This is a genomic window from Arthrobacter sp. LT660 (genome assembly GCF_056172845.1).
Map to the genome: position 1 here is coordinate 2,739,439 of NZ_CM149651.1, position 11,756 is coordinate 2,751,194.

At 65.7% G+C, this 11,756-nt stretch carries 9 protein-coding genes, 3 tRNA genes and 2 pseudogenes; 10 read left to right on the forward strand and 4 right to left on the reverse strand.

The window, feature by feature from the left end; translation table 11 throughout:
• Window positions 1–5: 5 nt before the first annotated feature.
• Window positions 6–974 (forward strand): universal stress protein, encoded by a 969-nt coding sequence (locus tag AC0QSG_RS12765; protein ID WP_475375656.1) that lies wholly within the window; start codon window positions 6–8, stop codon window positions 972–974.
• 3 nt (window positions 975–977) lie between these two features.
• Here the strand turns inward: AC0QSG_RS12765 and AC0QSG_RS12770 are convergent, their stop codons facing one another.
• The 3 genes from AC0QSG_RS12770 to AC0QSG_RS12780 all read right to left on the reverse strand — a co-directional run bounded on the left by AC0QSG_RS12770 (window position 978) and on the right by AC0QSG_RS12780 (window position 4,094).
• Window positions 978–2,603, reverse strand: a complete 1,626-nt coding sequence (locus AC0QSG_RS12770) for a C40 family peptidase (protein WP_475375657.1) — start codon at window positions 2,601–2,603, stop codon at window positions 978–980.
• A gap of 178 nt (window positions 2,604–2,781) precedes the next feature.
• On the reverse strand, window positions 2,782–3,723 hold the full coding sequence (locus AC0QSG_RS12775) for a cation diffusion facilitator family transporter (protein ID WP_475375658.1): 942 nt from the start codon (window positions 3,721–3,723) through the stop codon (window positions 2,782–2,784).
• A complete protein-coding gene (locus tag AC0QSG_RS12780; RefSeq protein ID WP_435727663.1) occupies window positions 3,723–4,094 on the reverse strand; it encodes a metallopeptidase family protein in 372 nt (123 codons plus the stop codon). Before AC0QSG_RS12780 ends, AC0QSG_RS12775 begins: the two co-directional genes overlap by 1 nt.
• A 121-nt stretch (window positions 4,095–4,215) precedes the next feature.
• On the opposite strand from AC0QSG_RS12780, the gene AC0QSG_RS12785 reads away from it, so the two are divergent.
• The 3 genes from AC0QSG_RS12785 to AC0QSG_RS12795 all read left to right on the forward strand — a co-directional run bounded on the left by AC0QSG_RS12785 (window position 4,216) and on the right by AC0QSG_RS12795 (window position 4,593).
• Window positions 4,216–4,291, forward strand: a tRNA-Glu gene (locus AC0QSG_RS12785).
• 100 nt (window positions 4,292–4,391) lie between these two features.
• A tRNA-Asp gene (locus AC0QSG_RS12790) sits at window positions 4,392–4,465 on the forward strand.
• Window positions 4,466–4,517: 52 nt separating this feature from the next.
• Window positions 4,518–4,593: transfer RNA gene (locus AC0QSG_RS12795), tRNA-Phe, on the forward strand.
• 285 nt (window positions 4,594–4,878) lie between these two features.
• On the opposite strand, the pseudogene AC0QSG_RS12800 reads toward AC0QSG_RS12795, so the two are convergent.
• Window positions 4,879–6,403, reverse strand: a pseudogene (locus AC0QSG_RS12800) (IS1182 family transposase).
• 166 nt (window positions 6,404–6,569) lie between these two features.
• On the opposite strand from AC0QSG_RS12800, the gene AC0QSG_RS12805 reads away from it, so the two are divergent.
• The 6 genes and pseudogenes from AC0QSG_RS12805 (at window position 6,570) to AC0QSG_RS12830 (ending at window position 11,747) form a co-directional block, all read left to right on the forward strand.
• A complete protein-coding gene (locus AC0QSG_RS12805) occupies window positions 6,570–7,217 on the forward strand; it encodes an amidohydrolase family protein (RefSeq protein WP_475375659.1) in 648 nt (215 codons plus the stop codon).
• Window positions 7,214–7,423 (forward strand): type ISP restriction/modification enzyme, encoded by a 210-nt coding sequence (locus AC0QSG_RS12810; protein ID WP_435727671.1) that lies wholly within the window; start codon window positions 7,214–7,216, stop codon window positions 7,421–7,423. Before AC0QSG_RS12805 ends, AC0QSG_RS12810 begins: the two co-directional genes overlap by 4 nt.
• Before the next feature lie 15 nt (window positions 7,424–7,438).
• Window positions 7,439–8,119 carry a RhuM family protein gene (gene rhuM, locus AC0QSG_RS12815; protein ID WP_475375660.1) on the forward strand — a complete coding sequence of 227 codons (681 nt, stop codon included), beginning with the start codon at window positions 7,439–7,441 and terminating at the stop codon, window positions 8,117–8,119.
• Window positions 8,120–8,178: 59 nt separating this feature from the next.
• Window positions 8,179–9,525, forward strand: a complete 1,347-nt coding sequence (locus AC0QSG_RS12820; RefSeq protein WP_475375126.1) for an IS256 family transposase — start codon at window positions 8,179–8,181, stop codon at window positions 9,523–9,525.
• Between the two features lie 153 nt (window positions 9,526–9,678).
• Window positions 9,679–9,954 (forward strand): annotated as a pseudogene (rhuM, locus tag AC0QSG_RS12825) (RhuM family protein); the annotation flags it as partial.
• 2 nt (window positions 9,955–9,956) lie between these two features.
• The gene (locus tag AC0QSG_RS12830; protein ID WP_475375661.1) at window positions 9,957–11,747 is read left to right on the forward strand and encodes a GmrSD restriction endonuclease domain-containing protein; all 1,791 of its coding nucleotides are present in this window, start codon (window positions 9,957–9,959) and stop codon (window positions 11,745–11,747) included.
• Window positions 11,748–11,756 lie beyond the last annotated feature (9 nt).

The following is an 11,756-nucleotide window of genomic DNA, read 5'->3' on the forward strand; positions in this document are numbered from 1 at the left end:
AGGCCATGAGTGAACAAGCTCACGATCGATCGACCATCCCGACGGATGGAATCGTGGTGGGTGTCGACGGCTCGGATCCCGCGTTGTGCGCCCTGGACTGGGCCGCCGCGGAGGCCAAACGCCGCAGGGTCCCCCTGAACATCGTTACCGCCTACACGATCCCCGTCTTCGCGGCCTCCAGCATGGACGCCGGCTACGCGACGCTGGACGACCAGGTCATCCGCGACGGCGCCGAGGAAGTCCTCCGCCAGGCCCGCGACAGGATCACGGATCCCGGCATCGAGGTCCGTGCGCGGGTGGAGTCCGGGGATCCCTCCGGCGTCCTGCTGGACCTGAGCGCGGAGGCGGACCTGGTGGTCGTCGGGACGCGTGGCCGCGGCGGATTCGTCGGGCGCCTGCTGGGTTCCGTCAGCAGCGCCCTGCCCGCGCACGCGAAGTGCCCCTCCGTCGTCGTGCCGTTGTGCGTGAGGGACCGTGCGGAGCAGGCGCCCGGGCAGCGGGACATCGTGGTGGTCGGCGTCGACGGTTCCGAGCGCGCGCGGCTGGCTGTCCTGGTCGCGGCCGAGCAGGCGACGGCGCGCGGCGTTCCGCTGCGCGTGGTCTGCGCGCTCCCGCCGCTGACCGGTTCGCTGGCCTGGATGCCGGCGACCGTCGACCAGGAGGCGCTCACGCTGGACGTGCGCCGGCAGCTGCGTTCCGGGACGCGGTGGCTGCAGAGCCACTTCCCTGACCTGGTCATCGAGTCCGATGTCATCGACGGGCCGCCGATCGAGGTGCTGATCAACGAGTCGTCCAAGGCGAGCCTGCTGGTCACCGGCTCCCGCGGACGCGGCGGATTCGCCGGCATGCTGCTCGGGTCCACCAGCCAGGGGGTGCTGCACCACTCGCGCGGCCCGGTGATGGTGGTCCCGGACCGCGACGACGCCCGCCTGGCGAACCGCCCTGACTTCGACGATCCGGCCGACACCCGGTAGGGGCTAGTACCGCCCGGCGTACGGGTAGAGGTTGTTGACGTGGCTCAGTGGCGTGACGGAGATCCCCACTGACGGGTTCCGCGCGTGGACCACCTGGCCGTTACCGAGGTAGATCGCCACGTGGTAGAACGACGACCCGCCGTTGCTGGAGGAGAACACCAGGTCCCCGCGCTTGAGCTGGCTCAGCGGCAGCTTGGTGGGTGCGTTGAAGTACTGGCTGGTGGACGTCCGCGTCAGGGACAGCCCGCCCTTGCCGAACGCCCGCTGGGTGAAGGACGAACAGTCGTAGAAGTCCGGGCCGTTCGCGCCGTAGCGGTACTGGATGCTCTCGTCGTCCGCGGTCCGGATGGCCCAGGAGATCGCCGGCTCGACGATGGACGAGCTGGTTCCCGCAGACGGGGCCGGGGCTGGCTCCGGTTCCGGGGTCGGCTCGGGTTTGGGCGCCGGTTTCGGGGCCGGCGGAGGCGTGGGGGTCGGCGTCGGGCTGGCCGTCCTGCTCGGGGCGGGCGCGGCCTGGGTGGGCGCGGCCTGGGTGGCCGGGGCCGGCGTGCTCTTGGGGGAAGCGGCTTTGGTTGGGGTGGTTTTGATTGGCGCGGCCGCCGGCGCGGTGGTCCTGGCGGCGGCCTGCGCGGGTGCGGGCTCCGGCGTGGTGCTGGTGGCGGGCCTCGTGGGCAGCGCGGCCGCCCGTGCGGGGCGGGACTCGGCGGCCGGCGCGGCGGGGGCGATGGGGGACAGCGAGCTGGCCACGGGCACCGCGTCGGGGACGGCGTCGGGCGCCGCCGGAGCGGCCTCGGCGACGGGGGCGACGGCGGCGGGTGCCGCCGGGCCGGCGGCCAGCGTGGCCTGCAGGGCCTCCTCGCGCTGGGCGTTCTCGACGGCTTCGATGCGCGTGGACTCGGCGGCCACGGAGGTGTCGCGCAGGTAGGCCAGTTGCGCGATGAGTTCCCCGCGGAGCTTCTGCTCGGCCGCGGCGCGGTCCTCGTAGGCGGCGCGGGTGCGTTCCGCCTCGTCGAGCGCGGCGGCGCTGGCCCCGGCGGCCTCGGCGGCGGCGTCCTCGGTCGCCGCGGCATAGTTCCGCCATTCGGCCCGGAGCGTGGCGGCCTGTTCGGCCGTGCTGAGGGTGCGCGAACGGTTGGCGGCCAGCGTGTTCATGGTGGCGGCCTTGTAGAGGATGTCGTTGTCGTCGCCGTCCTCCAGGAGCGAGACGACGCCGGGGTTGATGCCGCCGTTGCGGTAGAGGTCCCCGGCCAGCTGTCCCACCTGTTCGCGGACGGCGCGGTGGTAGGCGGAGGCCTTGGCGGCCTGGGTTTGGGCGTCCTGCGCGGCGGCATTGCGTTCGCGCAGCACCTCGGCCGCGGCGGTGGAGGCGTCGAGACCCTCGAGGGCGGACGCCTCGGCGCCGAGCAGTTCGGCGTTCGAATCCCCGATGGCCGTCTCGATCTTGGCGACCATGCCGGCGAGCCGGGTGGGGTTGTTCTTCGCGGCCTCGATCTGCGCGGCGCTGAACTCGACGCTGGCGGTCCGGGAGCCGCTTCCGGGGGCGGCCAGGGCGCCGGTTCCCGCCAGGGCGGTGCTCCCCAGAAGTGCGATGGTGCACAGGGCGACGCCCAGTGTGTGCCGCTTGGCCATGCTGATCCTCACTGCGGGAGCCCGTGCCGGGCGGGTGCGAGGACGCCAAAAGGTCACGGTTCGGATACTGACTTATCTCGAGACTAAGTCAACTGGAGCAACACATGCAACAAGCGTCACAACTTCATCACGAATAACATCAGTGTCATTCTGACCCGGAATTTCGGGCTTTTCGAACCTACGCGTGGCCGGCCGACTCGTGGCCCACGTGTCCCGCCGGCTCCAGCTGGAAGGTGCAGTGCTCGGTGTCGAAGTGCTCGCCCAGGCAGCCCAGCAGCTGGTCCAGGACCAGGTGGGCGCGCTCCGGGGTGAACGATTCGCCGTCCAGCACCACGTGGGCGGAGCACACGGGGACGCCGGAGGTGATGGTCCACGCGTGCAGGTCGTGGACGCCGGTCACGCCGTCGACGGACAGGATGTGTCGGCGCACCTCGTCGAGGTCCACGCCCCGCGGCGCGGCCTCCAGCAGCACGTCCACGACCTCGCGCATCAGAGACCAGGCGCGCGGCAGGATCATCACGGCGATCGCGATCGAGGCGATCGGGTCCGCGACCGTCCGCCCCGTGAGCATGATGACGACGGCGGCGACCACCACGGCGACCGAGCCCAGCAGGTCGCCGAGCACCTCCAGGTACGCGCCGCGGACGTTGAGGCTCTCGCGGTGCCCGCCGTGGAGGATCGCCAGGCACACCAGGTTGGCGAGGCCGCCGACGGCGGCGGCGAGCAGCATCGGCGTCGTCTGGATCTCCGGCGACTCCCCGAAGCGGCGCAGGGCCTCGACGAAGATGACGACGGCGATCGCCACCAGCGCGGTGGCGTTCGCCAGCGCGGCGAGCACCTCGGCGCGCTGCCAGCCGAAGGTCCGCTTCGACGTCGCGGGGCGGCCCGCGACCCAGACGGCGAACAGGGCGATCGACACCCCGGCGGCGTCTGAGAGCATGTGCCCGGCGTCCGCGAGGAGCGCCAGCGAGCCCGAGACCAGCGCCCCGATGAACTGCGCGGCCACGCCGAGGAGGGTGATGGCGACGACGGCGGCCAGCCGTCGCCGGTGGCGCGAGGAGGCCGTCCCTCCCGTCAGCCCGTGGGTGTGGCCCGCGTGCGCCCCGTGCCCGGCGCCCATCAGCCCCAGCCCAGGGAGTGCAGGGTGTCATCGTCGATGCCGAAGTGGTGGGCGATCTCGTGGACCACGGTGATGCCGACCTCCTCGACGACGTCCTTCTCGGTGTCACAGATGTCCAGGATCGAGTCCTGGTAGAGGATGATCCGGTCCGGCATGGAGCCGGCCCCCCAGCCCTGGTCGCGCTCGGTGAGCGGGACGCCGTCGTACAGGCCCAGCAGGACGGTCTCCGGGTCCTCGTGGGGGAGCGGCTCGTAGCGGTCCTCGATGAAGATCGCGACGTTGTCCATCATGTCCCGCAGCGGCTCCGGGACCTCGTCGAGGGCGCGGACCACCGCGCGTTCGAAGTCGTCCCCGGACATGCTGTAGGCCATGCCCCGACTCTACCCAGCGGGACGTGCCGGGCCGTTCGCGAAGCCGGTTTTGCGGATGCCCGGGCGTCGCTTATAGTTTATGAGGTCCACTGCGCGGGAGTGATCCCGCGCGGAGTTCTGAGCCCCCATCGTCTAGAGGCCTAGGACACCGCCCTTTCACGGCGGCGACACGGGTTCGAATCCCGTTGGGGGTACCAGCAAGGCCTGATTTCACAAGCGGGGTTTCCCTCTGCTAAAGTTTAGGTCTTGTGAGCCGGGTTCAAAGCCGGTGAACAGTGGGGTGAAACCCACGAGCAAGGCCCTGTAGCGCAGCTGGTTAGCGCGCCGCCCTGTCACGGCGGAGGTCGCGGGTTCAAGTCCCGTCAGGGTCGCTTTGGTTTTCCGGCGACGGAGGATCACGGTGATCATCGTCAGATGATGCCAGGCTCTGTAGCTCAGTTGGTAGAGCGTTCGACTGAAAATCGAAAGGTCACCGGATCGACGCCGGTCGGAGCCACCAGCTAGAACCCCTCGGGATGTCCCGGGGGGTTTTGCTTTTGCCCGGACGGTGCCGGAGCGCCGTCGTCCTTGATTCGGCCCTAGGATGCTGCTGATTTAGTGGTCTTTTGGAGGGCCGGTTCGGGTGTTTTTGTACCGGGCCGGTCTTCCTTGGCGTTGGGAGCCTTGGTGGCCCACGGCTTTTCGATCACCGGTTTTGGGTTGGGGATCGTTTTCGGCGGCCCCCATAGTCGGCTACCGGGCTCCGTGGCGGGTTACGGTCCCGGATCCCACCCCGGCCGGGGTCTCAGGCCAGGATCCACGCCCCTTCTTGGCGGGTGAGACCCAGTTTCAGCAGTCGCCGAAGGTTCAGGCCCGCCAAACGGGTCTGCAACCAGGCGTTGTTCTTGACCGTCCCCCGGTATCTCAGGCGCCGGTTGCCCCCGGCGACCAGCCAGGCAATGGATCGTTCAATCAACGGCCGGTAGGCCCGGTAGTCGTGTTGGAACCCGGTGTCCTTGGCCGCGGCCCGGTGGGCGCGTTGCCTGCCGTGGTGTTCGGTGATGACGACCTTGCGGCCCTTCTTCGCCTTCGTGCACATCTGCCGCAGCGGGCAGCCCTTGCAGGCGGCGCCGAAGTTCACGTTGCCCTTGGCGCTGATCTTGCGCACCACGGCGTTGGGGCATGTGAGGGTCTGCTTTTCCGGGTCGTAGGCGAAGTCGTCCAAGACGTACCCACCGGTGACGGCCGGACGCAGCGGCCTGGGCTTGACCACCGATTCATGTCCGGCGGTTTCCAGGGCCTCGAGCATGTTCCCGGAGCCGTAGGCCGAATCGCCGAGCACCTTCAACCGTTCCCCGTCCCCGGTCGCGGCCGCGGTGTCGGTGGTGGGGATGGAGGGGTCGGTGCCCAGCAACTGGATTCCGGCCTCGGCATCTCCGGAGCCCGGACCGCCGGCCTTCGTCACGGCCCCGCTGGTATAGATCCCGGTTTCCGGTTCGCCCACGATGTGGGCCTTGTATCCATCGCGCAAGACCGAGCGGGACTTGTGCGCGTGCCGGGCCTCGGGATCCACCACCGAAATGATCCGGTCCTTGGCGACCCTGCGGGCGATGCGCCACCGCCCGTCGGTGCCGTCGGACCCTTCGGCCGGTTCCACGTCCTGACCGGCCACCAGGGCCAGCAACGCAAAGGACTCACTGGCCTTGGCTTCCCTGTCGTCCCAGGCAATGTCCGGCTTCCCGACCCTCGAATAGTCGTACCCGGTGGCATGGACGGCCAACAGGGTAGCTCCCTCGGGGACGTCGCGGCCGAAGCGACGGATCGCGGCGGATCGCGGCAATGAGCTGCGTGACGGTGTCCTGCCTGGCCGCCGCGTCATCGAGCACGGTCGAGTCCACGGCACGCCGGCGCTTGCCGGCAAGGACCCCGGTTTCGGTGACGACCTCGAACACGGCCTCCATGATCCGGTGGGGACGTTCGCTGGCGGCCAGGCGCTTGCGCCAATACGTGAGCGTGGAGGCATGGAACGCGGCCTGGGTGAGCCCGAAACCGCAGGCCGCCTTCCACCGCAGGTCAAAGGTCAAAGCCTCCGCCGTCCCGCGGTCAGACAGGCCCTCCAAGACCTGGAGGACCAGGACCGAGCCGATCACCGAAGCCGGAATCGCAGGCCTGCCGCGGCGCACCGGGAACAGGTCTTCCATCATCGAGTCCGGAAACAACCGCTCCCGGTGCTCGGCCAGAAACGCGAAGGCACTGCCCGGAGCCAACAACTCCCCGGCCAGTGCCTGCACATCCAACAACCCGCGTTGGGCCTGCTCAAATCCCTGCATTCATCAAGTCTTAATGACCACGGCCCGAAACGCCGGAGGCGCGCCTTAAACCTGGAAAATTGTTCAGCAGTTTCCTAGTGCGGCCCCTCAGCGAGTTGCACGGGTGGCTCCGCCCGGGGCCTGCTTAGGCTGAGTCTCGGCGCGTGGGAAACGGGTGCGCCCGCCGATGAGAAGCAACCATGGGAGGTTCGTCGTGGCCATACCGGCCGTACCGGGTTCAGATGCGGAGATCCGCACCTACCTCGACTCGTTGGGCGTGCCGGGAATCATCGACCTGCACGTGCATTTCATGCCCCGGAACGTGATGGAGAAGGTTTGGGCATTCTTCGACGGCGTTGCGGACAGCGGCGCTCCGGCCTGGCGCATCGTCTACCGGAATACCGAGGAGGAGCGCGTGCGAACGCTCCGGAACATGGGCGTGAAGGCCTTCAGCACGCTGAACTACGCACACCGCCCAGGCATGGCTGAGTGGCTCAACGACTACTCGACGGCGTTCGCCTCGGTGCATTGCGATGCCATCCACTCCGCCACGTTCTACCCGGAGCCCGGTGTGGAACGAATCGTCGCGCACAGCCTGGAACAGGGTGCCCGGATCTTCAAGGTCCATATCCAGGTGGGGGGATTCTCTCCCCTAGTCCCGGGCGAGTTGACGGAAGTGCGTTCTTCCGAGCCGCCATCGTCCGGTGAGGAACAGTACGCGTACTACCGCGTGCAGAAGTTGTCCCGGGGTTCACGGAAGGACAAGACGCGGATCGTCTACAGCCAGAACATCACCCTCGAGGGCATCCCGGAGGAGGTCTTCGAGACCAGGTGAACGGCAAGTCGGCGTTGGAGTGGATCCTGGACCGCTACCCGGTAACCACCCACAAGGACTCGCAGATCACCAACGATCCCAATGACTACTGCCGCGAGGTTGGGAATCCGCGGTACGTCATCGATCTCATCAAACGGATCGTGACAGTGTCGGTGGAGACCCATAGGATCGTGGCAGCGCTGCCGGCGCTAGACATTGCCGAATAACTGGGGACGGGGACGATGGGGGAACAGGAGGGGACCGGCGCGGTTATTTTGTACGCCAGCGACGATGGTCAGCAGAGAGTCCAACTGCGGGCGTCGGGAGGGACAGCCTGGTTGTCTCAAACCCAGTTGGCGGAGCTGTACGGGACGTCCGTTCCAAATATCGCACAACTTATCCGGCGGATCATTGCCGACGGTGAGGTGCCTAGTTCAACTATTAACTCAGAGTTAAGTGTTCGAACCGAGGGCACGCGTCAGGTGCAGCGCGAGGTCAAGTTCTACAACCTCGACATGATTCTTGCCATCGGTTACCGGGTGACTACACCCCGAGCCGTGCAGTTCCGGCAATGGGCCACCACCGTTTTGAAGGAGTACCTGGTTAAGGGCTTCGCGATGAACGACGGTTACCTGAAGGATCCGGCAGGAACTGACTACTTCGACGAGCTGCTGGAGCGGATTCGCAGCATCAGGGCTTCGGAGAAGCGGTTCTACCAAAAGGTCCGTGAAATCTTCGCGAAGACGAGCGCGGACTACGACAGCCGTTCGGATACCGCCAGGACGTTCTTCGCCACCATTCAGAACAAGTTGATCTACGCGGTTGCAGGCAGGACCGCGGCGGAGCTCGTCCTTGAGCGTGCGGACTCGAGCTCGGCCAACATGGGGCTCACCAAGAGGGTGTCAGATGGTGTGTGTAAGTAGCCTAGTCACCCTTGGAATGGAGCATGATTGTGACTGTGACTGACCACAAGAATCCGGTGATGAAAGTAGACGCGTCCAAAACCGCCGAGCGGATGGCTGCGGTGGGGGACATGGAGGCGCTGAAGTCTTCGGGGGCCTTTGACGAGTTGATGGGCCAGATCGACCGTGGGGAGATCGAGCTCGACGGCAAGGACGGGTTCATCCGGCAGATCATCAAGGCCGGCTTGGAGCGTGGCCTGAAGGCCGAACTGTCCGGGCATCTGGGGTATGAGAAGAACGAGTACGCCGGACGCGCGGTGTCCAACTCGCGCAACGGCACCTACCCCAAGACGGTGTCCACCAGTGCCGGGGACGTCGAACTGGGCATGCCCAGGGACCGGGCCGGCACGTTCGTGCCCCGCCTGGTTCCCAAGGGATCGCGGCGCACCAGCGAGCTGGCCGACATGATCGTGAGCCTCTATGCCGGGGGCATGACGGTGCGCGACATCGAACACCACCTGGCCTCCACGATCGGCACCGAGCTCTCGCGCGAGACGATCTCCAAGATCACCGACGAGGTCCTGGACGAGGTGATCACCTGGCAGAGCCGGCCGCTGGATGCGATCTACCCGATCATGTACCTGGACGCGATCGTGGTGAAGATCCGCGACGGGCACCACGTGAAGAACAAGGCCGCCCACATCGCCGTGGGCGTGGACATGGAGGGCATCAAACACGTGCTGGGCATCTGGATCGCCGAGACGGAAGGCGCCAAGTTCTGGGCCGGGGTCTGCGCGGAGCTGGCCAACAGGGGCGTGAAGGACGTGCTGATCGTGTGCTGCGACGGCCTGACCGGGTTCCCCGAGGCGATCGGCGCGACATGGCCCCACGCCACCGTGCAGACCTGCGTCGTGCACCTGATCCGAGCCTCCACCCGCTTCGTGTCCTACGGAGACCGCAAGCAGGTCGCCGCGTCCCTGCGCACCATCTACACGGCCCCGACCCAGGAAGCCGCCCGGGAGGCCCTGGATGAGTTCGCGGCCGGGAAATGGGGGGTCAAGTACCCCGCGGCGGTGAAGACATGGGAGCACGCCTGGGAGCGCTTCACGCCGTTCCTCGGCTTCCCGCCGGCGCTGCGGAAGGTCATCTACACGACCAACGCGATCGAGTCGCTGAACTACCAGCTGCGCAAGGTCACCAAGACCCGCGGGCACTTCCCCAACGACCAGGCCGCCACCAAACTGCTCTGGCTGGCGATCTGCAACATCGAGGACAAACGCGCCCGCGAAAGGGCCAAGGCCCGCACCACCACCCGGGAATCGACCAGCGGAGGCCTCGTCGAAGGAGCCGGAACCATGGGCTGGAACCAGGCCCTCCAGCACCTGATGCTCACCTACCCCGAACGCCTCGAACAACACCTCGCATAACACCAAAACGGACCAGAAGACGCTAAGTCGTCCACCTCTGAAACGACTAAAACCACTAACTGACTAGTTCACTTACACAAACAGCTTGACAGGCCCCTCACCAACTGGGCGGGTCAACAGGTCAAGCGAAGCGACGCGGAGACAGCAAAAAACTACCTCACGGCGGACGAAGTCACGGAACTCGACCGCCTGACCGTGATGTTCCTCGATTTCGCAGAGGACCGCGCGCGCCGTCGCCAACAGACCCTCATGGCCGATTGGGTAGCGCAGGCGGACCGCTTCCTGGACTTCAACAACCGGCGCCGTACCGAGGACGCCGAACTGGCTCTCGAAGAGGAAGCGCACGACCTGAACGAACTCTTGCGAACAGCCGGGGCCGTTGACACTTCTACACATGACCGCGACGATTCGTCCGGGAGAGAGATCTGACCGTGGCCAAATACACCGTCCAGCAACAGCAGGTCGACACGCTCCTGGGGTGGGTCCGCAGTGGGCAGGTCGCCATTCCCGAGATGCAGCGGCCTTTCGTGTGGAACACCACCAAAGTGCGCGACCTCATGGATTCCCTCTACAATGGCTTCCCCATCGGTTACCTCATCACGTGGCAGAGCCTTGACGTCGGTCTCAAGGACGGGAGTACGTCCAACTTCAAACAGATCCTCATCGACGGCCAGCAGCGGATCACCGCCATGACCGCGGCACTCGTAGGGGCCAATGTTGTCGATAAGACTTACCGGAAGAAGCGCATCAAGATCGCGTTCAACCCAGTCACCGAAGAGTTCGCCACGCTTACTCCAGTCATTGAGCGAAGCCCGGAATGGGTTTCCGACATCGCCGAGTACATCAGTGCACCCGGTGTCATGAGCTTCATCAGGAATTACCTAGCGGCTAACCCCGAAGCCGACGAGCTCTCCGTCGAGCAGGCATTCGGAAAGCTGGGGGCGATCAGGACCGCGCAGGTCGGGATCATCACGCTTGCTGACGATCTGGACATCAACACGGTCACCGAGATCTTCATCCGAATTAACTCCAAAGGCGTGCCCCTCAGCAGCGCCGATTTCGCGATGAGCAAGATTGCCAGCCACGGTACGTTCGGCTCGAATCTGCGCAAACTGATCGACTATTTCTGCCATCTGGCCGTAGCGCCGCATGTATACGACGACATATCCCGAAACGACGCTGCGTTCGCTGCTTCCGGCTATATGCAGAGGATTGCCTGGCTCCGCAACGATTCCTCGGACCTGTACGACCCCAGCTATACCGACGTTATTCGCGTAGCCGGAATCAAGGAGTTCAAGCGCGGCAAAGTCGCCGCGCTGGTCAGCGTTTTGTCGGGAAGGGACTTCGAAACCAGGCGGTTCGATGAGCAGCTCGCCGTCGAATCGTTCAAGCGGCTCGAGAACGTGCTTCTTGAAATCGTCAACCAGTACAACTTCCAGCAGTTCACCATGACCATCAAGTCGGCCGGCTTCATCTCATCCAGCATGATCACCTCCGGAAACGCCCTGAACTTCGCTTATGCCCTGTACCTCCACCTGCGCAGCGAACAGAGGATGACGGAAGGCGAGATCAAAAACGTGGTGCGCCGCTGGTTCGTGATGTCGCTGATCACGAGCCGATACACGGGGTCCTTCGAGACTGCCTTCGAAGCCGACATCCGCCGCATCGCGGAGCAAGGGGCGCCCGAGCTCTTGGCGAATATTGAGAAGTCCGCCATGAGTGAGAATTTCTGGGACGTCGCCGTACCCATGGACATGGAATCCACAAGCATTCGGAGTCCGTACTTCCAGACGTTTCTCGCGGCGCAAGTCCACTCCGGAGCTCGCGGATTCCTCTCGAAAAACATCACGGTGCGCAGCATGGTGGAGGAAGCCGGGGACATCCACCACCTGGTTCCCAAGAACTATCTCCAGAAGAACGGCGTGCCGGACCGCGGCGACTACAACCAGATCGCCAACTACGCACTCACAGAGACTCCGATCAACATAGCCATCAGGGATTCGGCCCCCGCTGACTACATGAACCGGGTCCAAGCCCAGATCGGATCGGGCGCCCGTGAACTGGGTGAGATTTCCGAAGGCTACGAACTACGTGAGAATCTCGCCGCAAACGCCATACCGGACAGCATCTACACCACGACCGCCGAGTCCTACCAAGGTTTCCTCCAAGAACGCAGGCGCCTGATGGCGCATTTCATCAGGGACTACTACCGCAGCCTCTAATAGTCCTGC